The sequence below is a fragment of the Dyella sp. GSA-30 genome, assembly GCF_027924605.1.
Lineage (GTDB): Bacteria > Pseudomonadota > Gammaproteobacteria > Xanthomonadales > Rhodanobacteraceae > GSA-30.
Genome location: NZ_AP027042.1, coordinates 799,046 through 821,840 on the forward strand (window position 1 = coordinate 799,046; position 22,795 = coordinate 821,840).

Here is a 22,795-nt window from a genome sequence, read left to right on the forward strand (position 1 = left end):
ATCAGCCTCAGGAACGAGAAGGATTAGAACGGGAAACGAGATTGGCGTCGTCGGCCTGCGGACGGAACCCGCCGCCGAGCGCCTGAATGAGTTGCACCGACAGATCGACCTGCTGCGCACGCAGCGAGGCCATGCGCTGATCGGCCACCAGTAGCTCCTGGCGCACGCTCAGTGCCTCCAGATAACTGCCGATACCGGCCTTGTAGCGCTGGTCGGCCAGCTTCCATGCATCGTTGGCGGCATCGAGCGCGCGCTGTTGTGCGGTGATCTGGTCACCCAGCGACTTCAGGCCGGATAGATCGTCGGCCACGTCGTTCACCGCGCTGACCAGGGTCTGGTTGTACTGCGCGACCGCCTCGTCGTACTGCGCGTCCTTGCCGGCGAGGTTGTTGCGCAGGCGGCCGCCGTCGAAGATCGGCAGGCTGATCGCCGGGCCGCCTTCGTAGAAACGCGCCGGCATCTGGAAGATGTTGCCGCCGCCGAGGCCAACAATGCCGGCCATTGCGCTGATGCTCAGGTCCGGCAGGAAGCGCGTCTTGGCTTCCTTGATGCCCTGATCGGCTGCCTCGACACGCCAGCGTGCGGCGACCAGATCGGCGCGATGGCCGACCAGGTCGATCGACAGATTGTCCGGCACGGCCAGTGCACTCGGCTGCAAGGTTTGCGGACGCACGATGTCCAGGCCGCGGTCCGGACCCTTGCCGAGCAGTACCGACAGCGCCGAACGCGCCGAGTCGATCGCGCGATCGGTTACCGCGATCTGCTGTTGCGCGCTCGCCACTTCCGATTCGATCTGCTTCAACTGCATCTGGTTGTCGATGCCGGCGCTGACGCGTTGCGAGGTCAACTGATACGAATGATTGGCACGATCGAGTTCGGCCTTGGCGACATCCTGCTGCGCATAGGCGTACGACAGCTGTACATAGGCGCGTGCGACATTGGTCGAAAGCTCGATGCGCACCGCGCGCGTTTCGATCTCGGCGGCACGAGCGCTACCGACGGCCGCTTCCCACGCTGCCTTCTTGCCGCCCCACAGGTCGGCATCCCACTTGAAGCTGCCGTAGGCGTACTTGGCGGCGGCGAAGTGGCCGTTGCCGAACGGTTCGATCGTGGTCGGCAGGCGTGCGCCCGCAACCGACGCGCCGGCATTGACCGTCGGGCCACGTGCAGCGTCGGCGATGCCGGCTTCGGCCTGGGCTTCGCGCAGGCGCGCATCGGCCATGGCCAGATTCGGATTGTCCTTCAGGGCCTCTTCGATCAGTGCACTGAGCTGGGCATCGCCCAGGCCGGTCCACCAATCCTGTTGCGGCCATTGCGCCGGCGACAGTTCGAGCCGGGTCAGGCTGCGATCGGCCTTGAGGGTGGCCGGATCGGTCAGGCTGCCATCCGGATGCAGGCCGCCGCTGCTCGCGCAGCCGGCGAGGGCCAAAGAGATAGCGGTTGCAGCCGCAAGTAAGTGCAGACGCATGGGAATATCCCGGAATAGTCGATTTCAGGTCTTGTCGCGGAGCGCACGCAGTACGCGCGCCAGGTATTCGTGAAGCTGGTTCTTCTCGACCTCGTTCAACGACCGCTGGGCCGCAGCCAGCACGCGATCGTTGCAGTCGGACAATTGGTTCCAGACGGCCGTCCCGGCCTCCGTCAACTCGATGCGCAATGCCCTGCGGTCCTGTTCGTGCGGGCAACGACGCAGATATCCCTTCTTTTCGAGCTGGTCCAGTTGGCGGGTCATCGCGCCGCCATCCAGCTCCACGGCCCGCGCCAGCTCGGTCGCCGACATCGGACCGATAAGCGCGAGACGCTTGATGATCAGGAACTGGTTGAAACGAAGGTCCATCCCCAGCTCGGCCATCTCCGCTTCGATATCGCGGACGAGCTCTCCACGAACCAGCCCGAGCAGGACGCCCAGGTTTTCGTTGGAGACCTTCTCGTTGGAGGCGGCAAGGCTTTGGGCGTTCTTCTTTTCCATGCCAGGCATAATATTGCCGAAATAATATTTGTCAAGGCAAATATATTTTAGGCACTCTTTGCCGTAGCTATTGTTCAGACTTCAGCTAACTCCTTCGCCCGCGGCAAACCGCGCCGCAAAGCCATTTCGTCGGCGATGAGGGCACGCATCGCCGGATCCCTGATCTCGACCAGGTCGAAGAAACCGAGCGCCCGCAGGGTCGGGAGCACAGCCAATAGTTGCGGCTCTATGCTGCGGCGCAGTGCTTCCGGCGTGGCCGGATCGAGCATCAGCTGGGCATGGGCGACAAAGCGGATCAGCGCTTCGGCGGCATCCGTGGGCACGCAGGGTGAGTCGGAAATCAACATGCCGATCTCCTTTCTTATGTTCTTGAAGCGTCCGGTGGTCTTATTTACTAAAGACGCCCGAATGGGCTGGGCCGTGACAACGGCTGGCGAACGGGTCGCTGTGGGGACGGACGCGAGGCGACAGCGCAAGTTTAAGCGCGAATCGCCGTGGCCTGATATCGTTAACAAGCCACAAACTATCGCGATCCAGCCATGACGCTCGCCTTCACTCACGAAGAGATCTTCCACCGTATCGAATGCGCCGACGGCCCGGGCCTCATTGCCTACGTGGTCGACAAGCACGACCCCATGCATGCGCAGGAGCAGGATTGGCACAGCCATCTGCGCGGCCAGTTCTTCTACGTCGAAAGCGGCCTGCTCAGCGTGCGCACGCGCAGCGGCTCCTGGACCCTGCCGCCGCAACGCGTCGGCTGGATGCCACCGGGCGAAATGCACACGATCCGCATCTCCGGTGCGATGCGCGGCTGGGGCGTGTTCGTCGCCCCGCATGCCGCTCATGGCATGCCGAAGGAAACCTGCGTACTGAGCGCCAACGAACTCTTGCGCGCCCTGGTCTACCGCGCGAGCGGCTGGACCCTGGAAGACACGCTCAAGCCCGAACAGGAGCGCGTGCTTGCCGTGCTCATGGACGAAATGCGCCGCGCGCCGATCGAACCCCTGCATCTGAGCATTCCTACCGACCGCCGCTTGAACCGCATCGCGCACGCCGTGCTCGAACGCCCGCACGACTCGCGCAGCCTTGAAGAATGGGCCACCTGGGCCGGCGTCTCGCCGCGCACGATCAGCCGATTGTTTCGCAGCGAAACCGGCTGCAGTTTTGCGCAGTGGCGACAGCAGGCGCGTCTGTCGCGCGCACTGGAACGGCTGGCCGAGGGCGAACCGGTGGCCAATGTCGCCGATGCCCTGGGCTACGCCAGCGTCAGCGCCTTCGTGGCCATGTTCCGCCGTAGCTATGGCTTGCCGCCGGGGCGTTACTTTGCGGCGCAGGCGACGTAAAAGTCGTCGTCGCTAAGGCATACTCCCGCGTCGAGATGCCCCATGTACGACCCGATCGTTTCATTTGAAGGGAAATTCAATGAATAGATTTGACTGGATGGATGTTGGACCGACACGAGCACAATTTTCGGGCGGCATCCGTGGATGGGATGAACTCGGCCATGAAACCTTTGCGGTCGAGATTGCCGAAACCCCGTGGTATGGCGAGATCACGCAGGTCTATGCCGAAAACAAGCATGATTTCAATCTCGAAGTGACGTCCTTCGGCTACGAGTCCAGGGAAAACGTGGGGAATCTCGAGGGAAGGGCGCTGTTTGACGAGCGCGCTATCGAGATGGTCATGGCCGCCACCGTCAAGCTGGTCGAAAAGATCTACACCCTGGAAAACGAAAATCGTCCGAGCCCGCTGTACGAAGTGGAAGGCTCGCATTTTCTTGGAACCATCCATTTCCGCGATGGTTGGATTCTCAAAGGCTGATCGCCTTCACGCGTCTACTTAAAAGAGGTGCGCCATGGATGATTATTCGAAGCAGCTTGAAGAGATCAGCAAGGCGAAATCGCTGGAAGATATCCAGCGAATCGCCCGCGAATTCCCTGCCACCGCGAACGGCGAAGGTGGCGCACTGTATAGCGGAAAAGTCGGCGCGACCACGTCGCACGACATCGTTCTGGAGCTCTCCGAGAACGCGCATCTCAACATTATCGACAATACCCCTCGGGCCAAATTCCTGAGCGACCCGAACGTCGACGCGAGCATCAAGAACCGCGTCAGGTCGATCGCTGTCTCCGAAGGCGTTGCCCCGGCGGAAGCGGGAAAATTCGCCAATGACTTTCTCTATGGCAATGCGGATGTTCCGCTGAACAACCCCACCTCGCTGAAAAACTGCGTCTGGGGCCGCGCATCCGAGGAGTTCGCCCAATCTCTGCGTGGCGATATCGATGTGGTCGCTTCTGCCGCGAGTCCCAAGCGGGTATTCGGTCAAGTCGAAGTCCCCACCGTACTGAACAACCCCAATGTACGGTCGCTGGGCGGCGAGTCCGTGGCGAACTTGCGGCATCTCCAGGCCAACGGCGGCACCGAAGCGGTACTGGCCAAGGTGCAGGAGCCTTTTGTTCGCGCGACGGCGGAACCCGTTTTCAATGCGCCATCGGGCAAGGGCGTGACCTTGTCCAAGGAATTCGTGCACCGCCTCGGTGTCGACTCGAAGGGCTTCGCCACGGCCGCCGAGTTGGAAGGCTACGGTCTGGTGCGCGTGAATACGGGATACACCGCGCCACATGTTGCCGTCGCCACGGGCGTTCCGGCGGGCAAGCCGGCAAACGCAAATCCCCGGCCGCATGAAACCGCACCCAAGGTAGGCACACCCGAAACGGTGGTGACCGGCGAGGGCCTGGCGCCGAAGAAAGTTGTTACACCCGAAGGCATCAGCCCGAAGGTGGGCAAAGTTGTCGGTGCCGCGGGTGCTGTCGCGGTGGCTGTCGATGCCACGCAGACCGCCAATCGCACCACCGAATTGCTCGGCCAGAAAAACAGCCTGGGCGCGCAATCCCAGGTCATCCACTTCGGCGCGCGCAACCTGTCGATGCTCGGCGGCGCTGCGCTCGGCACGGAGCTGGGCGCGGCGGCCGGCATCGAAACGGGACCAGGCGCACTGCTTACCGGCGCCGCAGGCGGAATCATCGGCGCTATCGGCGGCAACAAGCTGGCCGATGCCGTCGACCGCTATCGCGTCTACACGCAAAAAGACAGCGACGGCAATCGCTGGCATCTGGATCCCGACAAGCCGGCCGCGGGCTGGCAGCGCTACGAAATGCAGGTCGATCCAACCGCGCCCAGCTACGACGGCATGTCGATGGGAATGAAGATGACAACGCATACCGCCGATGCCACGTTGTCCAACCAGCTCAACTACAAGGCGAGCGGTGTCGCTGTGGAACTGGCTTTGGCCGGCGCGCCAACACCGCAGGACCCCTACAGCCTCAAAGCCGCGAATACCGATACACACAGCATCGCTACCCGCAACTGGGTGCGCGATCCGGCGACGCATACCTGGTCGCGCGATGTGGCCGATCACTACATCGAACACGGCATGCTCGTGTCGCACACGGAGAGGGCGACTCCGCAGCGTGCAGCGGAGCTGGATCGCCAGGCCGAAGCGACGATCGCCAAGAACAGCGAACAATCCATGCCGGCGATTGCCAACCGCTATCACCAGGCTTACCAGCAATTTGGCTGGTCGAAGTTGGGCGGAGAACCCGAGGCGGTGGCTCCGGCACAAAACATGTTGAAGGGATCGGACGGCTACACCTATACGCGCGGCAACGACGGCAACTGGACCGGTCGCGGCTTTCTGGGCCATCACTTCGCCGCCGAAGGCAACGTCAAGGATGAATTGAATGCCACGTACAAGCATCTGCAAGACGCACGGACGCAGTCCGGGCCGCATGCCGATGCGCGGGGCAGTCAGGGACACGCGCAAGCCCAGCCCGGCGGCCATAACGAATTCGCCGAACGCCTTCAGCGCATGGCGAGCGCGGCCCAGAACGGCGACTGGGCAGCGCTACGCAACGACACGCAGGCACTGGCCCAGACGCAACCCGCACAGCAGCTGTTGGCCAACGCGAAAGCGACCGTGAATCAGCAGGAGCATGCCGCCGCACAACAGCAAGCGCAGCAGCCACCGCAGCAGGACAACCCCACCCGCGGCCCGCAACGGATGGGCTGACCCAAGGGGGAGCGAGGGACCATGCAGCAACAAGAGTTGGAAGTGCTGATCGGCCATGCCGCGGTATTGATGGAGCAGTTCGAACGCCGTTGCGAAAACATCGAACGGCATCTGCACAGTCTCGGCCAGCAGTTGCCGGCGATCATCAAGCAGTCGGCAGACGGTTCGTTGCAAAGCCTGCCGAGCCAGGTCATGGGCCAGGTGCGGGATGGCCTGGAGCGCCCGGTACAGGATTATCAGCAACGCCTGCGCACCGCCGGCAGCGAAGTCGGCGCGGAAGTGAGCGCATTGGCGCAACAGCTCAAGCGCATGGAGCAACTGCATCGCATGCTGATCTGGAAAGTGATCGGCGTATCGGCAATGTCCCTGCTCTTGCTACTGGGCGGCGGGGCGTGGCTGGCGATGCATTATGCCGACGTGATCAAGCAGAACCAGATGTCGGCAGATCTGGTAAGCGTGTACAACCATGCCGATGTGACGATTTGCGACGGCCATCTTTGTGCGAACGTCGATCCGAAAGGCAAGCGATACGGCGAGCATGGCGAGTATCTGAGCGTCAAGGCGCGGTAGTAGGCACGCCGCGCTAGCGCACTACATCCCCCGAAAACGATGCAGGTAACTGGCGCCGACGGCCAGCACCTCCGCGCGCTGCTTGAGCACAAGCTCCGCACGCCCCAGTTCGTTCTTGCGCAAGCGTGCGATCGCGGACACGCGCACAATGGTGCCGCGATGGATCTGCCAGAAGGTGTCTTCATCGAGCATGTCGAGCAGTTCCTTCAGCGGCGTACGGATAATTGCCTCGTCGCCCGCGGTCACCACCCGCACGTACTTGTCCTGCGCCTGAAAGTAGAGCACTTCGTCGATATCGAACATGCGCACGCTGTCGCCGACGCTGGCGGTGATCCAGCGCATCGGCGCAGGCCTGGCAGGCTGCAGGCGACGCACGACCGCTTCGAGCTGGGCGGCAAACCCGTCTGTGGGCCGGCTCAGGCGCTCCTGCACGCGTCGTATCGTCTGTTGCAGCCGCGCATCCTGGATCGGCTTGAGCAGATAGTCGATGGCGCCGGCCTCGAAGGCACGGATCGCGTAGTCCTCGTAGGCGGTAATGAAAACCGCCAGGCCACCGTGCGCGACGACATCGAGCGCGACATCCAGCCCGCTGGTGCCAGGCATGCGGATATCGAGAAAAGCCACCTGCGGACGATATTGCGCAACGGCGACCCTGGCGGCATCGCCGTCCTCGCAGATGGCCAGCAGGTCCAGCGTCGGCCAGTGCGCCTTGAGTTGCGCACACAACGCCTGGCGCTGCGGTGCCTCGTCCTCGGCCACCATGCCGCGTACTGTGGAGGTCATGCCTCGCCCTCATCCGGGACATCGAGAATCGCCACCGCACCGCCGCCTTCGCGGTTGCGCAACTCGAACGTCGCATGGCCCGCATAACGGGCCATCAGTTGCCTGCGCAGATTATGCAGGCCCACGCCCTGACCGGGACCAAGGCGCAAGCCGAGCCCATCATCGGCAACGCTGACACGCAGGCCATGCTCTGTGCGTTGCGCGTCCAGACTCACCGTACCCGGCCCCGGGCGGCCTTCGATACCGTGCTTGATCGCGTTCTCCACCAGCGTCAATAGCAACAGTGGCGGAAAGCGACGGCTGCGCAACGCAGTATCGACGTTCACTTGGTAACCGAGCCGTCCACCGCTACGCACGTGCATCAATTCGAGATAGTCCGCGCACAGATCCAGTTGCTCGCCCAGGCTGCTGGCGATGCTGCCGTCCTGTTCACGCAGGCGCGGAATGGTGGCGCGCAGGTAATCCACCAAGGTGTCGATGGCGTGTTCGGCGCGATCGGGTTCACTGCGGATCAGCGCGCGCATCGAGGCGAAGGTGTTGAACAGGAAATGCGGCTCGACCTGCGCCTGCAACAGTCCGAGCTGCCATTCGGCCTGCTGGCGTTGCTCGTGCGCTGCTTTAAGTTCGCTGTCGCGCGCCGAGTTTTCCCAGCGCCGTTGTTCTTCCAGATAGGCATACAACGCCATGCCTCCTCCCAGCATGCCGTAGATAGCCGCATTGATCAGTGTAAATACCCCGACCAATGCGGCCGATCCGGCACCGGCCGCAGAAGGACGGGCAGGCGGCGCCATATGCGCGGACCGGAAGGCTTCCATGATGGACCACGACGCCCATCGATTGACGGCAAGGCTGGCGGCGACGCCGACAAGGATGGCCAGAACCAGCGCAACGCGTTCCCAAACATCCGGCCACGCTTGATGACGGACGATGGTGGCGAGGGTCGGCCCAAGACAGGTGATGGTGATGCACGCCACAAAGAGCGGGAGCGCGCCTTGCAGACCGGCTTGCATATTGCGCGAAACGAACCATACGCCCAGCGCGCTCATCAATGCCCATACCGCGCTGACCGCGCCGAAGCGCACGCAACGGCCCAGCCACCAGCGGCGGCTGAAGACCGGATAGTGGCGATAACGGACCCACCAGCCATTGCCGCTTGCGAGCATGGCAGGGGGCAAAGGCTGGTCGAGCGATGGACGGATCGGCATGTCATGAAGCCTACCGCGTCGCTCGGCCGACGAGTGCGGCGGCCTGCGCGGCACAGATATCACGGTGTCTTCGTGGCTGGCGCTACCACACGCTCGGCGGACATCGCGCCACCGCCTTGCTTCCAGAGAAAGCGGTCATGGCCGTCTGGATGCAGCAGGGCATCGAGCTTCAGCGGATAGAAATCGCCAACGCTGTCGTAGCCCATGGTGAATTCCGGCTGGCCCGGCACCTGCACCGTCAGCGCATCGCCTTTGTGCCGCAGCGTCATGATCATGCCGTTTTGCAAGCGATAGTCGCCGGTCAACGCGTCGAGCAATGCAGGCGGCGCGGTGACGCTGCGGCGTGGATGACGCAATGGCACGGTCGGATCGAGCAGCGGGAGGGCCACGTCGCCCAGGCCGCCCGTGTTGGTAAGCGACGTGTCGGCCAACAGCACCACGCCGCGTTGGCTGGCCGGGTCGAAGGCCACCAGCGAGGAGAATCCGCCCGTACCACCTTCATGCATCACCATGGTGGCCTGGCCAAGCTTGGGTAGCATCCAGTTCATGGCCATCGGTCGGCCCGAGGCCGTCTTTACCGGCTGCTGCGTCAGTCGCAACGCCGCCAGCGTGGCAGCATCGATCTTGCCCTGGCCAAGCTCGCCCTGCACGTAGCGGATCATGTCGTCCAGGGTCGCACGCACACCGCCGACACCCGCCAGGTTGGTCGAGAACGCCCATGCGGGCGCGACCGTGCCGTTCGGGTAGTGCCCCGTCGCTGGAACGACGCCCTCGGGCGCTTTGGCGATGTAGGCATGCTTCATGCCGAGTGGGCCGAACAGGCGTTCCCGCAGCAGGCTCTCCAGGTCGGTACCGGTACGCCGGGCCAGCGCGGAGGAGAGCAACATCATCGCGTAGTTGGAGTAAGCGAACTGCGCGCCCGGCGCCTGCTGCAGCTTTACGTCGCCCAGCGAGGCGAGCAGCGTCGCGTCGTCCAGATCGGCATAGGGATTGGCCGGGTCGGCCGGATGCATGCGCGAGGGCAGGCCCGGCAAGCCCGAGGTATGCGTCACCACATGCCGCAAGAGGATCGGCTGGCCGTCGAAATCGGGCACCTTGCTGCCTGCCGGCAACCACGCGGACAACGGATCGTCGAGCGATGCCTTGTGCTGCAGGATCAGCCCGGCCAGCAAGGCCGCGGTCATGGTCTTGCTGACCGAACCGATTTCAAAGGCGCTGCGTGCGCCGATGCGGTCATGTTGCGAGGGATCGGCACAGACCGCGCCGCGTGCGACATGATCGTGGTCGATCATCGCCGCTTCCACGCACACACCCGTGCGATCGCCCGAAAAGCGCTGTTCGAGCACGTGCTGCAGTTGATCGTCGGCCATCGCGGTTGCCGTGCCCGCATACGCCACGCAGGCACCGAACAGGATCTTCCGTACGTGTTTCATCTGATGTCACCGGATCGGGAAGGTGCCGGCAGCTTGGCCGATCAACCGATGTCCCGCCGGAGCATGCGACGAAGTCGGCTGTCATCGTGACAAAACGGTGCTGGAGCGGATGAATCCTGGATGCATTCGCTGCGATACGGCTCCCCCTCACCCCAACCCTCTCCCCCGGCAAAGCCAGGGGAGAGGGGGCCGACTGAGGTAAGTTTTCAACGTCATGAGCTTTTGCTCCCTCGCCCCTGGCTCTGCCGGGGGAGAGGGTTGGGGTGAGGGGGCTCTTTCCCTCTACTTCGCAGGCTTCACATACGTCTCGAACAACTCATCGATTCGCCGATATTCGTCATGCCACGAATCAGGATGCACGAACCCGTGCCGCTCCATCGGATACAGCGAAATCCAGAAGTTCTTCTTGTGCAGCTCGATGAAACGCTGATACAGGCGGATCGAATCTTCCGCCAGCACGTTGTCGTCAATGATGCCGTGCTGGATCAGGAGCGGATCCTGCAGCTTGTCGGCGAACTCGATCGGCGAGCTGATGCGATAGCTCTCCGGATCGAGCTGCGGGTCGTTGAGTATGTCTCCGGTGTACTCGTGGTTGTACAGGCGCCAGTCGCTGACCGGACGCAGGGCCGCGCCCGCGGCGAATTCGCCCGGTGCACGCAGCAAGGCCATCTCGGTCATAAAGCCGCCGTAGCTGCCGCCATAGATGCCGATGCGCTTGCCGTCGATACCGTGCTGCTTGACCAGCCACGCCTTGCCGTCGAGCAGGTCTTCCAGCTCCGGATGACCCATCTGACGATAGATCGCGGTACGCCACGCGCGGCCGTAGCCCTCGGAGGCGCGGTAGTCCATGTCGAGCACGACATAACCTTGCTGCACCAGCAGGTTGTGGAACATCTGCTCGCGGAAGTAGTTCGACCACGACAAGGTGACGTTCTGCAGGTAACCCGCGCCATGCACGAAGATCACCGCGGGCCGGCCGGCGGCCGCGGCCGGATCGGCCGGGCCGTAGTACTTGGCCCAGATCGATCCGGCGCCGTGCGAGGACGCCACTTCGACGATCTGCGGTGCGATCCATGCGTGCGCGCTAAACGCCGGCTTCATGGTGCTGGTCAATTCGCGCGGCGTACCGCCGGCGGCATCCTGCACGGCAAGCTGCGCCAGCACATAAGGCGACGAATGCAGTACGGCCAATTGCTTGCTATCCGGCGACAGCAGGAAATCGTCCATACCCTGGTATTGAGTCAGACGCGACAGCTCGCCGCCATTGCTAGGCACGCGATAGACGTCGTAGCTGTACGGAGCGACCTTGTTGGAGCGCACGTAGAACCACTGGCCATCGTCCGATAGCTGCGGATGGCTGACTTCGAACTTGCCCTGGGTAAGCGCACGCGCCTTGCCGTCAAGCGTCTTGGTATAGAGCTGCGAATAGCCGGTTTCTTCGCTCATGTACCACAGCGTGCGGTTGTCCTTGAGCCAACCGAAATCGTTGAAGTTCCAGTTGATCCAGGCATCGTCGTGCAGACGGTGCTGATTGACCAGCGCATGCTTGGCGAAGTCGACGCTGGCGATCCAGCGATCCTTGTTGTCGATCGCGCGCAGCTGGATGGCGAGGTTGTGACCGTCGTCGCTCCACACGATGCCGCCGCCACCGCCGTCGTCCGCGTCGGCAACGATGCGAATGGCACGCTCGTCCGGTGCCTTGAGCGCTTTGGCCTGGTCTTTCTTGCCGTTCTTCTCCAGCTCCGCGATGGCCTTGGCGCGCAGCGCCTTGAGCGGATCGTCCTTGATGCCGGGCAGGTCGCCGGTAGCCAGCGGATAGCTCTTACGCTGGTTCAGATCGACCAACAACAGCGACTGCGGCGTGGGATCGTTGCGACCCACGTAGACGCGCGTTTCCTGTTGCGTGGCGTAACCCGAGTCGGTGACGTAATGGGTGACTTGCGGCTTCTTGCCCTCGCTGGCGTCCTTGGGCTGGGTGACCAGGAGCATCCAACGACCATCCGGTGATAGCTCGGCATCGAGCAGGTCGGCCTTGTCGCCCAGATAGATCGGCTCGGGCGCACGAGTCGGGTCGACCGCTGCCAGCGCGTCGTCATTGTCGCGCAGGCCGTCCTTGTCAGCCTTGTTCTGGCGCAATGCCTTGAACAGACGCAGTTGGTCATCGGTCAGGTCGTTGGTTTTCTTGTCCTTGTCTTTCGGGTCGTCGGCAAACTTCAGCTGCGCGGCCGGCGCGACCACCCGGGCGGCGATGTCATAGCTGAACCACGTATTGGCCTGGCGAAATTGCAGCGCACGACCGTCGCTGGAAAAGCGCGGTGCCGATTCGATTTCCGGCGTCCGGGTGACCTGCAGGCGCCGGCCGCTGGAAAGCTCGACCAGGAAAATGTCGCCATGACGCACGAATGCCGCGTAACGATGCTCGCGGTCGAACACCGACGGGCCATCGGCCTGCGCCTGTGCCGCGGCATCGAGCTTGCTCGACTGTCCGCTGGCCACGTCGACGCGATACAGGTCGCGCACCTTGCTGTCGTCGCGCTTGAGCGCGTAGTACACGGCATGGCCGTCCGCACTCCAGTACGGCTGCTCGACCGCGGCGCCGATCCAGTCCGGATTGGCCATGATGGTTTCCAGGTCCAGCGGGCCGCCTGCAGCGGACTGGGCAAAGGCAGACGGCAGCGCGGCCAAGGCGGCCAGGCCGGCGACAAACATTCGGCGCATGGGAAGCTCCCTGTTCGAAACCGGACAGCATAACCATGGCCGCCGCTGCCGCAAGCGCCAAGGGTTGGTTTCCCTGTGGCGCCGTTGCCGCTACGCTCGGCGGTTAGCCGCATTTATCCGGCGCGTCTTTATCGGGCACGTCAGCCAATCGCGCGATCATGCGTTTCGCATGTGAGCCCGCCGCGATCGGCGCGCCTCCCCGCCAGCCAATGAGCCAGACCCGCATGACCTTGCCGACCGTCGAACGCGAAACCGCCGCCCAGCCGGTTTACAGCATTATCTGGCTGCATGGCCTGGGCGCCGACGGCAACGACTTCGCACCGATCGTGCCCGAGCTGATCGCGCCCAACTGGCCTGCGCTGCGCTTCGTCTTTCCGCACGCGCCGGTGCGGCCGGTCACGATCAACGGCGGCATGCCGATGCGCGCCTGGTACGACATCGTCGGCATCGATCTGCTGCTGCGTCAGGACGAGTCCGGCATGCGCGCGTCGATCGAAGCGGTCGAAGCACTGATCGCCCAGGAAAATGCCCGCGGTGTCCCGGATGAGCGCATCGTGCTGGCCGGCTTTTCCCAGGGCGGCGCCATCGCGCTGGCCGCCGGCCTGCGCCATGCCAAACCGCTGGCCGGCATCATTGCGCTGTCCACCTATCTGCCGATGCAGGAGCATTTTCCGGCGGAACGTAGCCAGACCAACGCATCGATACCGATTTTCTGGGGCCACGGCACGGGCGACCCGATCGTCGCCCTGAGCCGCGGCGTCGCCTCCCGCGATCTGTTGCAATCGCTGGGCTACAAGGTGGAATGGCACACCTATCCGATGCCGCATTCCGTCTGTGCGGAAGAAATCGCCGATCTGCGCGACTGGCTTGGTAAGCGCTTCGCCTGAGGCGGACCCGCTACACAGACGAGTTTCGATGCTCTTGGGCATACTGTCGCCCATGCGCGACACCAGCCGCCCCCTCACCGATAACGCACCGCTGCCGGATTTCTGCAGTCTTCCGGTGATCTTCGCCTTGCTGGTGATCGGCGCGTTGACTGCCACCGTGGTCTGGCTCGCCGCCAGCGGCATGAGTTGGAGCGGCTACTCTCTGTGTGTACTGTTTATCGAGTGGTTGATGCTGGTGCTCGGTCTCACGCTATGCAAGTTACGGCCCTGGTTGCAGCGACTGCGTGGAACACTGTCGTATGTCGGCGCATGGCTGTGGATTCTGCTGATCGTCGCGCCGGCCAGCGCGCTGGCTCACTGGGTGACAACGTCCTTACGGATGGAGGCGCTGCAAACCAGCAATCTTGCCTTCGTGCGCGACAGCGTCCTGATCGCTGCACTGTTGGGTGCGGCCGTGCTGCGTTACTTCTACGTGCTGGCGCAGTGGCAGGCGCGTCTTGAAGCGGCCAGCCGCGCTCAGGTGGACGCCCTGCAAGCACGCATTCGTCCGCACTTTCTGTTCAACAGCATGAATACGGTGGCCGCCCTGGTGCGGGTCGATCCGGATGCGGCAGAACGCACGGTAGAAGATCTTTCTGAATTGTTCCGCGCGGCACTTGGCCAGCACCAGTCGCGCGACGGCACGATGGCCGACGAGCTCGCCCTGGTCGATCGCTATCTGGCTATCGAGCAGTTGCGCCTGGGCGAGCGACTGCAAGTGCGGCGCGAGCTGGATGCCCTGCCCGCCGATTACCCCTTGCCGCGCTTGTTGTTGCAGCCGCTAGTGGAGAATGCCGTACGCCATGGCATTCAGCCGTCGCGCGAAGGTGGCCAGATCGTGCTGCGCGGCTACCGCGAGAACAAGAGTCTGGTGATCGATATCGAAAATCCGCTCGCCGCCACGCCTTCCGAACCGGGCACCGGGCACGGCCTGGACAATGTCCGCCAACGTATCGCCTATCGGTACGGCCCGCGCGCACGCGTCGATGCGGGGCCGCGTGATGGGCGCTTTTGTGTGCGCGTGCAATTGCCGGAAACACCTTGATGACGACGTCGACCACTACCGCGCTGCGCGTGCTCATCGTCGACGACGAGCCGCTGGCGCGCGCGCGCCTGGCAGCATTGCTGGGCGAATGCGACAACATCGTGATCGCCGGTAGCGTCGCTGACGGCGACGCAGCGTTGAACGAGCTCGACACCTCACAGCCCGATCTGCTCTTGCTGGACATCAACATGCCCGGCATCGACGGCATTGCATTGGCCAGGCGCCTGGCCAGTCGCGGGCGCCCGCAGGTGATCTTCTGCACGGCGTACGAAAACCATGCGGTGCAGGCGTTCGACCTGGGCGCGATCGACTATTTGCTCAAACCCGTGCGCCTCGAACGCCTGCGCGACGCGCTGGAACGCGCCCGTCTTCGTCTCAACCATGCCCCGCGCGAGTCGACCCGCTATCTGCGTGGCCGCCAGCATGGCGAACAGGTGCGCATCGCGCTGGACGAAGTGATCTGCCTGCTGGCCGAAGAAAAATATGTTGTCGTCCAGCATCGCGCCGGCCAGCTATTGCTGGACGAATCGCTGCGCCAGCTCGAAGAAGCCTATCCCGAGCATCTGGTCCGCCTGCATCGCAACTGCCTGGTACCGACCCAGCGCCTGCTTGGGCTGAGAACCCTGACCGACGGACGGGTGCTAGCGCGTCTGGGCGGTACCGAGCTGACGCCGGAGGTCAGCCGGCGCAACCTGCCCGCACTGCGCAAGCTGCTGCGAATGGGCTGAGCGGCCCGCGACCATTCGCCGACAACTCGACAACCGTTTTTACGCAACAATACGGCTTTCCTTCGTCGTGCCCGACCATGAATCCTTCCATCCTGCGCATCGCCACCCGCAAGAGCGCGCTCGCCTTGTGGCAAGCCGAGCATGTAGCCGCCGAACTGCGTGCCGCGCATCCGTCGCTGCATTTCGAACTGGTACCGCTGACGACGCGCGGCGACGAAATCCTCGATAAGCCCCTGGCTACCATCGGTGGCAAAGGACTGTTCCTGAAGGAGCTCGAGGTGGCCATGCTCGAAGGCCGCGCCGACCTGGCCGTGCATTCGCTCAAGGATGTCCCCGCCGATCTGGAACCGGGCTTTACCTTGCCGGCAATCCTGCCCCGCGCCGATGCCGCCGATGCCTTTGTCAGCAACGACTACGACCACCTGGCGGCGCTGCCCCAAGGCGCACGTGTCGGCACGTCGTCGCTGCGACGCCAGGCCCAATTGCGCGCCGTGCGACCGGATCTGGTGCTGCTCGACCTGCGCGGCAATGTCGGCACGCGTCTGAACAAGCTCGACGCCGGCGACTACGACGCGATCATCCTTGCCTGCGCAGGACTCGAACGCCTCGGTCTTGCCTCGCGCATTCGCAGCCGCCTGACCTCTCCCGACTGGCTGCCCGCCCCTGGCCAGGCGGCCATCGCCATCGAGGCCCGCAGCGATCAACCGGCGGTACTGGAGCTGCTCCGCGCTCTCGACGATGAGGAAACCCGCTGGACGGTCAGCGCGGAACGCTCGATGAATCGCGCCCTCGGCGGCAGCTGTACCGTACCGGTGGGCGGCTGGTGCGTAGTGACCGAACACGGCTTGCACCTGCGCGGCATGGTCGGCGATGCGCAAAGCGGGCGCCTGCTGCACGCCGCGCTCGAAGGGCGTAGCGACGATGCCGAAGGGTTGGGGCAGCGCGTGGCTGAAGCGCTATTCCTGCAAGGAGCTGGGGAGCTGCTTGCGGGGCATTGAGGATTCAGAGCCGCCCCCTCACCCCAACCCTCTCCGCCGGCGAAGCCAGGGGAGAGGGAGTCTGACTGAGTAGATCCTCAACGTTTCGAATTTCCGTAACCTGCTCCCTCTCCCCTGGCTTCGCCGGCGGAGAGGGTTGGGGTGAGGGGGGCTCTCGCTCGCACAAAGCCCCCCAACCATCAGAAGTTGTAAACCAGATTCGTCGTCGCCAACGTATCGGTGTTCTTGATACCGACCTGCACGTCGCTGTTGTAGCGAACCTGATAGCCCAACTTGACCGCAAGCTTCTTGGTCATGCTGACCGAGAGCCCGATATCGTTCTGGTAATACTTGTTCTTGGTGCCCGCTTCCATCAGCAGCGTGTCTTCCAACGCCGTGTTGCCGGTGAGGCGGTACTTCAGGTTGACCAGGCCGCGCGCCACCGGTTCGCTTTGGCTGTCCTGACGCACGCGCTCGATCGAACCATCGGGCAGGGTGACCTGCTGGTCGGCGGGGCGATATTCCTTGTAACCGGGACCGATTTCGAACGAGAGCTCCATCTTTTCGTTCTTCAGCGCCACGTAGCCGTAGCCGATCGAAACGGTGCCCTGCCACAGGTTGGCGCCAAAATCGTCATGGTCGTAACGCGCCGCACCCACGATATAGCTGCGTGGGTCGAGCTTGAAGCCGACCGAGGCGCCGGCGTCGTAACGGTTGGCGGTGGTGCTCAGGCGGTTGATCGTGTTGCCTTCGTTGTCCTGTACCTGCACCTCGCCCTTGGAACGCAGACCGGTGAAGAAGAAATTGTTCTTCCACAGCTCGTTTTCCTGGTTGAGGGTGAGTTTGGCGTTGGCGTTGTCCGTACGCGAATTGCCGCGCGAAGAGGCGAAACCAAATTCGCCCGAACCACTCCAGCCGCCGTTATTGGCCGCATTGGAAGCAGTGCCACCGGGCGTACCGGCATCTTGGGCGTGAACCGTGCTCGCTAGGGCTGCGAGCACCAAACTGGCGATCAAGGTCTTTTTCATTGGATCGATCCACATAGTTAAATAAAAGTAATCATGAACCTTAACGGAGCCGATTGAATGTGCAGTGAACAAAACCGGCAGGGTTCAGATCGGGCCGGTTTCGCGAGAACGCCTGGCGAGCGCCAACTCATACAGGCGCTGTTCCAGCGTTTTACCGAGCCCGCAGGCGACTGCGGCCATGACCGCCAGCCACAGCGGCGCGCATTCGAAGCCCGTGGCAAGCAATGCCACGCAGGGCAAGGCATAGACCAATGCCGCCGCAAGAAAACGCGCCGGCGTCAGCGGCTGGATACGCCGCGATTTTGCATTCGATTCAAGACCCTGCCCCTGCAGCGCGCGCCAACGCATGCCCTCCACGCCACCAAGTAACAAGGCCAGCACCAACAGGCTCAACACCCAATACAAGGTGCTGCCCATGGTGATCTGATCGTCCTGCGCGGCAAGGCAGACCCATAGCCACAAACCACCGGCATAACACGCCGACACCACCCGGCTGATCGGCAGATGCGAGGTGGCCTGGGTCAGTTCGGGTGCGCGACGGACGCCAAAACCGTGCGCGGTGTAAATCAGCGCCGCCAGGCTCGCCAGCGTCAGGGCCGCACCCGCCAGACGAGTGGCCCAGAAATCGTTGTCGCCGCGAGCAAGAGCCGCCACCGCCAGCATCGGCAGGTAGGCGAGCAGGGCGACCATGGCCTCGCGCGTAGGACGACTGCCACGACCCATCCGCCAGCCATGCCAATCGGGTACCGCCGGCAGGCGCAGACAGGCAACCAGCAAACCGAGGGTGACAAAACCCGCGCCCAACGAGAGCGGTACCAACGACTCGCCGCGCCCGCTGCTGTAGATGCCCAAAGCCAGCGCCAGGCCGAGCAGCATCCACATGCCATAGCCGGTAAATGCCAGTACTTCCAGCAACATGCGAGGCAAGCCGGCATCCAGTCCATGCCGTTGGCCTGTGCTTTGGCGATGCAGTTTCACATCGCTTGGGGATATCTCGCCGCTGTGCTCCATCGATCCTTTACGCGCTATTGGCAAACGACAGTGAAGAATGCCCGCTGGATTCGCGGACCGGTCTGGATTCCACGGGAGTACCCCGACCCGAACTGTGAACTGATTTTAATAACACAGTCTCACGGCGAGTGCGGGGATGACGTCCTGGACTTGCTAGTGTCTCTACGCATGCCCATGCTAGGGGAAGTTCTAAACAGACACTTTATTTCATGGATCGTTACGAGCGCATTCTCACCCTGCACCGCTTGCTCAAGTCGGCGCACTATCCGGTGCCGCTGCCTCGTCTGATGGACGAGCTGGAGTGTTCGCGCGCCACGCTTTATCGCGACGTAGCTTTCTTGCGCGACGCGCTGGGCGCACCGATCGAGAGCGCGGGCGGCGAACACGCCGCGTTTCGCTACGAGCAGGGCGAAGGCGAGCGCTTCGAACTGCCCGGATTGTGGCTGACTTCGGACGAGCTGGCCGCGCTGCTGGCTTTGAACGAACTGATCGGTCGCTCCGGCCCCGGCGTGCTAGCCGGCGCGCTGGCACCGTTCAAGGCGCGCATCGAGCACCTGCTGTCCGACCAGGGCAGCGGCAAGGCCTTGCCGATCGAACGTATCCGGGTGATTTCCTGGGGCGAGCGCAAGCTCGACCAGCAGGTCTTCCGCACCGTCGCCGGCGCCGTGCTCGAACGCAAGCAGTTGCGCTTTCGGTATCGCGCACGCACCACCAACGCCGACAGCCGCCGTACGGTATCGCCGCAGCGGCTGACGCATTACCGCGACAACTGGTATCTGGATGTGTGGGACCACGATCGCGAGGCGCTGCGCAGCTTCGCCGTCGACCGCATCGTCGAACCGCAGGCACAGGACGCGCTCGCCATCGACGTGGCCGAGAACGATCTCAACGAAATGCTGGCCTCGAGCTACGGCATTTTCGCCGGTAAACCAAAAGCCTGGGCAACCGTGCGGTTCTCCGAGCATGCCGCGCGCTGGGTCGCCGACGAACACTGGCATTCGCAGCAAAAGGGCGAATGGCTGTCCGACGGCAAGTACGAATTGAAACTGCCTTACTCCAATTCCAAGGAATTGCTGATGGACGTGCTCAAGTACGGTCCGGACGCGGAAATCATCGCGCCGATCTCGTTGCGCGAAGAAATGAAGATCCTGCTGGACCTGGCCTTGGGCACCTACCGTCAGCCGCCACGTTGATCGCCCTCTCCCCGATATGAGCCTCACGGACATCGTCGACACCTCGATCAGCCAACCTCGCAAACCCACCGTCGCGCTTGCCCTGGGTGCCGGTGGCGCCAAAGGCCTGGCGCACATCGGCGCCATCGAGGAAATCGAGGCATGCGGTTTTGAGATCACATCGATCGCCGGCACCTCGATGGGCGCGCTGATCGGCGGCGTGTATGCGATGGGCAAGCTCGATATCTATCGCGACTGGGTCACCACGCTGGCGAAGATGGATGTGCTCAAGCTGGTCGACTGGACCTTTTCCGGCGGCGGCCTGATCAAGGGCGAGCGCATTATCGGGAGGCTGCGCGAACTGGTCGGCGATGTGCTGATCGAGGAACTGCCGCTGGCCTATACCGCGGTGGCTACCGATATCGATCGCGAGCGCGAAGTGTGGCTGACACGCGGGCCGCTGTTTGATGCGATTCGCGCGTCGATCGCCATCCCGACCGTATTTCGCCCCTACGTCATTGGCGATCGCCGCCTGGTCGATGGCGCCTTGCTCAATCCGTTGCCGGTCACGCCGCTGATTCGCGAACCGGCCGATTATCTGATCGCGGTAAGTCTCGACGGGCCGCCCCAATTGGCCTCGCCGGAAACCGCGGTCGATGCCAGCGAAGCCGGATCGCAGCGCGCGCGCAGTCGTGTGGGCGGTTTTCTCGGCCGGCTGCTCCCGCACGGCGCCGAGAAACCGCGTGAGCCAGGCTTGCTCGAACTGCTGACCCAGTCGATGGACCTGATGCAATCGAACCTGTCACGGCTACGCATGGCTGCGTACGAACCGGATCTCCTGGTTCAGTTGCCACGCAACGTATCGACCCCCTACGAGTTCTACCGTGCGCACGAGCTGATCGCGTTGGGCCGCGAACGCACGCGGTTGGCGATGACCGGCTGGAAACCCGCCGGCTTATCGGTCAACGCGGACCGTGAACTTTGAGCCAGGCTTCGAGATAAGCCTTCAGCGCGAGAGCACCGTTGTGTTCCTCATCGCGCGCACCGAACAGCAGCGTCAGCTTGTGATGCATCGCGTGCGTCGCCAGCGGCCGCCAGAATTCGGCCTTCGCGTCGAGCTCGCTGGCGTAGCGATGGCGAAACGCATCCCATCGCGCCGGTTCGTGTCCGAACCATTTGCGCAAGGCGGGCGAGGGCGCGACTTCCTTGGCCCATTCGTCCAGCGCGGCATCTTCTTTCTTGAGACCGCGCGGCCATAGACGATCGACCAATACACGATAACCATCGGCCTTGGCGGCTGGCTCGTAGATACGCTTGACGGCAATGCTCATGGACGACCCGCTCGACGCATGATCAAGCCGATAGCATACGCGCGGCGAAGGTAGAGGTGGTGCGAAAGCAGGTAACCCCAGTGAGCTTACAGCTCTTGGACCCGCGTCACCTTCGCGCGCCGCATCAGCCATGCCACGCCGCGCAGATCGGCGATGCCCACCCACAGACGATCCAGCATGCCGTACTTGGACTTGCCTGCGGTACGCGGGCGGTGGCCGACAGGCACGCTCTGGCTGGCGAAGCCGGCGCGCTTGACCAGGGCCGGCAGGTAGCGGTGCATGTGATCGAAGTAGGGCAGACGCAGGAAGACACTGCGTTCGAACAGCTTCAGGCCACAGCCGGTGTCGGGCGTGTTGTCCTTGAGCATGCTCGACCGCACCGCGTTGGCGATCTTCGAGGAGATGCGCTTGTTGAAGCTGTCGCGGCGGGTCGTACGCCAGCCGGCGAACAGCCGGATCTCCGCCGCCGCGCCATCGCGTGCCGCGAGCAGTTTCGGGATATCGGCCGGGTCGTTCTGGCCATCGCCGTCGAGCGTGGCGATCCACGGCGACTTCGCCGCATGTACCCCGTTCCACACCGCAGTGCTCTGACCGCTACGGGTCAGGTGGCGCACGATGCGCAACTCGGGGTATTTGGCTTTTTCCGCTGCCAGCACCGCGACGCTGTCGTCGCTGGAATCGTCGTCGACGTAGATGATCTCGAACTCGATCCTGCCGCGCAGGGCGGCAGCGATTTCGGCAAGCAACGGCGGGATATTGTCACGCTCGTTGAAGACCGGCACGACGACGGATAGCTGGGACATGGGAGCGACCTTGGTACGAAGAGCGAATTCTATGTTGGCCGGCTGTACCGGCGAGGAACGGAACTAGTAACGAGAGATCGAGAGTAGGAAACGCGTGAGAGCCTGCTCTTTACTCTCTCTCCTCACTCCTGGTCTCTCACTACTCGCTTTAACGGATTTTCCCCAGGATCCCTTCCAGCTCGTCATTGCTGTGATAGTGGATCACCAGCTTGCCGCTGCCGCCACGGCCATGGGCCAGCTCGACGCGGGTGGCGAAACGCTCGCCCAGCTGGCGCTCCAGGTCGGCGATATTCGGATCGCGCGGCGGCGCGTTCTTGGCCTTCCCCTTGGGCGCCGTCTGCGCGCGGCGTGCGGCTTCTTCGAGCTCGCGCACGCTCCAGCCATGACGTGCCGCCTCCAGGGCCAACCGCTCTGCATCACGCTCGGGCAGGGTCAGCAGGCAACGGGCGTGGCCCATTTCCAGCTTGCCCTCGTCGAGCAGACGCTTGATCGACTCGGGCATCTCGGTCAGGCGCAGCATGTTGGATACCGACGCACGCGAACGGCCGACCGCGTCGGCCGCCTGCTGGTGGGTCAGGTCGAAATCGTCGATCAGGCGCTTGAGCGCATCGGCTTCTTCCAGCGGTGTCAGGTCCTGGCGCTGGATGTTTTCGATCAGCGCCATCGCCGGCACGGCCACTTCGGGCACGTCCTTGACCAGCGCCGGCAACTCGCTGAGCTGCGCACGCTGGGCCGCGCGCCAGCGGCGTTCGCCGGCGATCAGCTCGTAGCTGTTAGGCCCGATCGAGCGCACCACCACCGGCTGGATCAGCCCCTGCGCCCGGATCGACGCAGCCAGCTCGTCCAGCGCTTCGTCGTTCCAGTGACGGCGCGGCTGGTACTTGCCCGGCTGAATATGATGGATCGGCAACGTGCGCAGCTCGCCTTCCTGCTCGAGCACATTCGGCTTGGCGTTGTCGGTCTCGGCACCGGTGCCGAGCAGCGCGTCCAGTCCGCGGCCCAATCCTCGCTTCTTCGCTGCTGCCAT

22 protein-coding genes are annotated in these 22,795 nt (G+C 63.5%); 10 read left to right on the forward strand and 12 right to left on the reverse strand.

Annotation, left to right across the window (positions count from 1 at the left end; translation table 11 throughout):
• Window positions 1–7: 7 nt before the first annotated feature.
• The 3 genes from QMG46_RS03555 to QMG46_RS03565 all read right to left on the reverse strand — a co-directional run bounded on the left by QMG46_RS03555 (window position 8) and on the right by QMG46_RS03565 (window position 2,316).
• Complete coding sequence (locus QMG46_RS03555; RefSeq protein WP_281851095.1) at window positions 8–1,468, reverse strand: efflux transporter outer membrane subunit; 1,461 nt, start codon at window positions 1,466–1,468, stop codon at window positions 8–10.
• 24 nt (window positions 1,469–1,492) lie between these two features.
• Window positions 1,493–1,969: a MarR family winged helix-turn-helix transcriptional regulator gene (locus tag QMG46_RS03560; RefSeq protein ID WP_281851096.1), complete on the reverse strand. Its 477-nt coding sequence runs from the start codon at window positions 1,967–1,969 to the stop codon at window positions 1,493–1,495.
• Window positions 1,970–2,043: 74 nt separating this feature from the next.
• The gene (locus QMG46_RS03565; protein WP_281851097.1) at window positions 2,044–2,316 is read right to left on the reverse strand and encodes a hypothetical protein; all 273 of its coding nucleotides are present in this window, start codon (window positions 2,314–2,316) and stop codon (window positions 2,044–2,046) included.
• A gap of 192 nt (window positions 2,317–2,508) precedes the next feature.
• Here QMG46_RS03565 and QMG46_RS03570 point away from each other — a divergent pair, with 192 nt between their 5' ends.
• The 4 genes from QMG46_RS03570 to QMG46_RS03585 all read left to right on the forward strand — a co-directional run bounded on the left by QMG46_RS03570 (window position 2,509) and on the right by QMG46_RS03585 (window position 6,608).
• Complete coding sequence (locus tag QMG46_RS03570) at window positions 2,509–3,312, forward strand: AraC family transcriptional regulator (protein ID WP_281851098.1); 804 nt, start codon at window positions 2,509–2,511, stop codon at window positions 3,310–3,312.
• Between the two features lie 79 nt (window positions 3,313–3,391).
• A complete protein-coding gene (locus tag QMG46_RS03575) occupies window positions 3,392–3,790 on the forward strand; it encodes a hypothetical protein (RefSeq protein ID WP_281851099.1) in 399 nt (132 codons plus the stop codon).
• A 34-nt stretch (window positions 3,791–3,824) separates the two neighbouring features.
• Window positions 3,825–6,038: a hypothetical protein gene (locus QMG46_RS03580; RefSeq protein WP_281851100.1), complete on the forward strand. Its 2,214-nt coding sequence runs from the start codon at window positions 3,825–3,827 to the stop codon at window positions 6,036–6,038.
• A 21-nt stretch (window positions 6,039–6,059) separates the two neighbouring features.
• Window positions 6,060–6,608, forward strand: coding sequence for a relaxation protein (locus QMG46_RS03585; protein ID WP_281851101.1), 549 nt, complete (start codon window positions 6,060–6,062; stop codon window positions 6,606–6,608).
• Between the two features lie 21 nt (window positions 6,609–6,629).
• Here QMG46_RS03585 and QMG46_RS03590 read toward each other — a convergent pair whose 3' ends face one another.
• From QMG46_RS03590 to QMG46_RS03605, 4 genes are all read right to left on the reverse strand, one after another.
• On the reverse strand, window positions 6,630–7,391 hold the full coding sequence (locus QMG46_RS03590) for a LytR/AlgR family response regulator transcription factor (protein ID WP_281851102.1): 762 nt from the start codon (window positions 7,389–7,391) through the stop codon (window positions 6,630–6,632).
• Complete coding sequence (locus QMG46_RS03595) at window positions 7,388–8,596, reverse strand: sensor histidine kinase (RefSeq protein ID WP_281851103.1); 1,209 nt, start codon at window positions 8,594–8,596, stop codon at window positions 7,388–7,390. The genes QMG46_RS03590 and QMG46_RS03595 overlap by 4 nt, the downstream gene beginning before the upstream one ends.
• Window positions 8,597–8,655: 59 nt before the next feature.
• Window positions 8,656–10,029 (reverse strand): serine hydrolase domain-containing protein, encoded by a 1,374-nt coding sequence (locus QMG46_RS03600; RefSeq protein WP_281851104.1) that lies wholly within the window; start codon window positions 10,027–10,029, stop codon window positions 8,656–8,658.
• 282 nt (window positions 10,030–10,311) lie between these two features.
• Entirely contained in the window at window positions 10,312–12,747 is a 2,436-nt protein-coding gene (locus QMG46_RS03605; protein ID WP_281851105.1) for a S9 family peptidase, read from the reverse strand.
• A 224-nt stretch (window positions 12,748–12,971) separates the two neighbouring features.
• Between QMG46_RS03605 and QMG46_RS03610 the strand changes: the two genes are divergently transcribed.
• From QMG46_RS03610 to hemC, 4 genes are all read left to right on the forward strand, one after another.
• On the forward strand, window positions 12,972–13,634 hold the full coding sequence (locus QMG46_RS03610; RefSeq protein ID WP_281851106.1) for an alpha/beta hydrolase: 663 nt from the start codon (window positions 12,972–12,974) through the stop codon (window positions 13,632–13,634).
• 28 nt (window positions 13,635–13,662) lie between these two features.
• The gene (locus tag QMG46_RS03615; RefSeq protein ID WP_281851107.1) at window positions 13,663–14,718 is read left to right on the forward strand and encodes a sensor histidine kinase; all 1,056 of its coding nucleotides are present in this window, start codon (window positions 13,663–13,665) and stop codon (window positions 14,716–14,718) included.
• A 23-nt stretch (window positions 14,719–14,741) separates the two neighbouring features.
• Window positions 14,742–15,446 (forward strand): LytR/AlgR family response regulator transcription factor, encoded by a 705-nt coding sequence (locus QMG46_RS03620; RefSeq protein WP_281852798.1) that lies wholly within the window; start codon window positions 14,742–14,744, stop codon window positions 15,444–15,446.
• A gap of 77 nt (window positions 15,447–15,523) precedes the next feature.
• Window positions 15,524–16,444 (forward strand): hydroxymethylbilane synthase, encoded by a 921-nt coding sequence (gene hemC / locus QMG46_RS03625; protein ID WP_281851108.1) that lies wholly within the window; start codon window positions 15,524–15,526, stop codon window positions 16,442–16,444.
• Window positions 16,445–16,623: 179 nt separating this feature from the next.
• Here hemC and QMG46_RS03630 read toward each other — a convergent pair whose 3' ends face one another.
• Together QMG46_RS03630 and QMG46_RS03635 are read right to left on the reverse strand one after the other, a co-directional pair.
• Window positions 16,624–17,451, reverse strand: coding sequence for a DUF481 domain-containing protein (locus QMG46_RS03630; protein ID WP_281851109.1), 828 nt, complete (start codon window positions 17,449–17,451; stop codon window positions 16,624–16,626).
• A gap of 84 nt (window positions 17,452–17,535) precedes the next feature.
• Window positions 17,536–18,378 (reverse strand): hypothetical protein, encoded by an 843-nt coding sequence (locus tag QMG46_RS03635; RefSeq protein ID WP_281851110.1) that lies wholly within the window; start codon window positions 18,376–18,378, stop codon window positions 17,536–17,538.
• Window positions 18,379–18,671: 293 nt separating this feature from the next.
• On the opposite strand from QMG46_RS03635, the gene QMG46_RS03640 reads away from it, so the two are divergent.
• Together QMG46_RS03640 and QMG46_RS03645 are read left to right on the forward strand one after the other, a co-directional pair.
• Window positions 18,672–19,655, forward strand: a complete 984-nt coding sequence (locus QMG46_RS03640; protein WP_281851112.1) for a helix-turn-helix transcriptional regulator — start codon at window positions 18,672–18,674, stop codon at window positions 19,653–19,655.
• A 16-nt stretch (window positions 19,656–19,671) separates the two neighbouring features.
• Window positions 19,672–20,619, forward strand: coding sequence for a patatin-like phospholipase family protein (locus QMG46_RS03645; RefSeq protein ID WP_281851113.1), 948 nt, complete (start codon window positions 19,672–19,674; stop codon window positions 20,617–20,619).
• Here QMG46_RS03645 and QMG46_RS03650 read toward each other — a convergent pair.
• From QMG46_RS03650 to QMG46_RS03660, 3 genes are all read right to left on the reverse strand, one after another.
• Window positions 20,597–20,965: a DUF488 domain-containing protein gene (locus QMG46_RS03650; protein ID WP_281851114.1), complete on the reverse strand. Its 369-nt coding sequence runs from the start codon at window positions 20,963–20,965 to the stop codon at window positions 20,597–20,599. The genes QMG46_RS03645 and QMG46_RS03650 overlap by 23 nt on opposite strands.
• 86 nt (window positions 20,966–21,051) lie before the next feature.
• Window positions 21,052–21,768 carry a glycosyltransferase gene (locus QMG46_RS03655; protein WP_281851115.1) on the reverse strand — a complete coding sequence of 239 codons (717 nt, stop codon included), beginning with the start codon at window positions 21,766–21,768 and terminating at the stop codon, window positions 21,052–21,054.
• A gap of 148 nt (window positions 21,769–21,916) precedes the next feature.
• On the reverse strand, window positions 21,917–22,795 hold the full coding sequence (locus tag QMG46_RS03660) for a ParB/RepB/Spo0J family partition protein (RefSeq protein WP_281851116.1): 879 nt from the start codon (window positions 22,793–22,795) through the stop codon (window positions 21,917–21,919).

What these genes read in the sequence shown, in the direction of transcription:
- QMG46_RS03585 (WP_281851101.1), top strand. Translation starts at nt 6,060, where the DNA reads ATGCAGCAACAAGAGTTGGAAGTGCTGATCGGCCATGCCGCGGTATTG.
- QMG46_RS03570 (WP_281851098.1), top strand. Translation starts at nt 2,509, where the DNA reads ATGACGCTCGCCTTCACTCACGAAGAGATCTTCCACCGTATCGAATGC.
- QMG46_RS03565 (WP_281851097.1), bottom strand. Translation starts at nt 2,316, where the DNA reads ATGTTGATTTCCGACTCACCCTGCGTGCCCACGGATGCCGCCGAAGCG.
- QMG46_RS03555 (WP_281851095.1), bottom strand. Translation starts at nt 1,468, where the DNA reads ATGCGTCTGCACTTACTTGCGGCTGCAACCGCTATCTCTTTGGCCCTC.
- QMG46_RS03560 (WP_281851096.1), bottom strand. Translation starts at nt 1,969, where the DNA reads ATGGAAAAGAAGAACGCCCAAAGCCTTGCCGCCTCCAACGAGAAGGTC.
- hemC (WP_281851108.1), top strand. Translation starts at nt 15,524, where the DNA reads ATGAATCCTTCCATCCTGCGCATCGCCACCCGCAAGAGCGCGCTCGCC.
- QMG46_RS03650 (WP_281851114.1), bottom strand. Translation starts at nt 20,965, where the DNA reads ATGAGCATTGCCGTCAAGCGTATCTACGAGCCAGCCGCCAAGGCCGAT.
- QMG46_RS03630 (WP_281851109.1), bottom strand. Translation starts at nt 17,451, where the DNA reads ATGAAAAAGACCTTGATCGCCAGTTTGGTGCTCGCAGCCCTAGCGAGC.
- QMG46_RS03655 (WP_281851115.1), bottom strand. Translation starts at nt 21,768, where the DNA reads ATGTCCCAGCTATCCGTCGTCGTGCCGGTCTTCAACGAGCGTGACAAT.
- QMG46_RS03660 (WP_281851116.1), bottom strand. Translation starts at nt 22,795, where the DNA reads ATGGCAGCAGCGAAGAAGCGAGGATTGGGCCGCGGACTGGACGCGCTG.
- QMG46_RS03580 (WP_281851100.1), top strand. Translation starts at nt 3,825, where the DNA reads ATGGATGATTATTCGAAGCAGCTTGAAGAGATCAGCAAGGCGAAATCG.
- QMG46_RS03595 (WP_281851103.1), bottom strand. Translation starts at nt 8,596, where the DNA reads ATGCCGATCCGTCCATCGCTCGACCAGCCTTTGCCCCCTGCCATGCTC.
- QMG46_RS03645 (WP_281851113.1), top strand. Translation starts at nt 19,672, where the DNA reads ATGAGCCTCACGGACATCGTCGACACCTCGATCAGCCAACCTCGCAAA.
- QMG46_RS03610 (WP_281851106.1), top strand. Translation starts at nt 12,972, where the DNA reads ATGACCTTGCCGACCGTCGAACGCGAAACCGCCGCCCAGCCGGTTTAC.
- QMG46_RS03640 (WP_281851112.1), top strand. Translation starts at nt 18,672, where the DNA reads ATGGATCGTTACGAGCGCATTCTCACCCTGCACCGCTTGCTCAAGTCG.
- QMG46_RS03605 (WP_281851105.1), bottom strand. Translation starts at nt 12,747, where the DNA reads ATGCGCCGAATGTTTGTCGCCGGCCTGGCCGCCTTGGCCGCGCTGCCG.
- QMG46_RS03575 (WP_281851099.1), top strand. Translation starts at nt 3,392, where the DNA reads ATGAATAGATTTGACTGGATGGATGTTGGACCGACACGAGCACAATTT.
- QMG46_RS03600 (WP_281851104.1), bottom strand. Translation starts at nt 10,029, where the DNA reads ATGAAACACGTACGGAAGATCCTGTTCGGTGCCTGCGTGGCGTATGCG.
- QMG46_RS03590 (WP_281851102.1), bottom strand. Translation starts at nt 7,391, where the DNA reads ATGACCTCCACAGTACGCGGCATGGTGGCCGAGGACGAGGCACCGCAG.
- QMG46_RS03615 (WP_281851107.1), top strand. Translation starts at nt 13,663, where the DNA reads ATGCTCTTGGGCATACTGTCGCCCATGCGCGACACCAGCCGCCCCCTC.